Genomic DNA, 256 nt, shown 5'->3' on the forward strand with positions numbered 1-256 from the left:
GGGTGCGCGGCCATTCGCGTAAAACCGCCCCGCCGGACATACGACGGGGCAAGCTAGTTATTCAGCCCAATAGGCTTGTGTCAGGTCGTCAGCCGGGATTGGCATGTTCTTCCACAGACCCTTCACATTCTTGTTCCACACACCGATTTTCGGCAGCGCATAGAGGAAGATGTTCGGCTCGTCGGCAGCAAGTTTTTCCTGCAGCTTCTTCACGAGTTCGAGCTGCTCTTCATCGCTTCCAGCCTCGGCATAGGCC

The 256-nt window shown here is 56.6% G+C and carries 1 pseudogene; it reads right to left on the minus strand.

Annotated features, from left to right (window positions below):
* Window positions 1-57: 57 nt before the first annotated feature.
* Window positions 58-256, minus strand: a pseudogene (locus tag SB822_RS58810) (ABC transporter substrate-binding protein); the annotation flags it as partial.

This window comes from Paraburkholderia sp. SIMBA_054 (genome assembly GCF_046534875.1).
Lineage (GTDB): Bacteria > Pseudomonadota > Gammaproteobacteria > Burkholderiales > Burkholderiaceae > Paraburkholderia > Paraburkholderia hospita.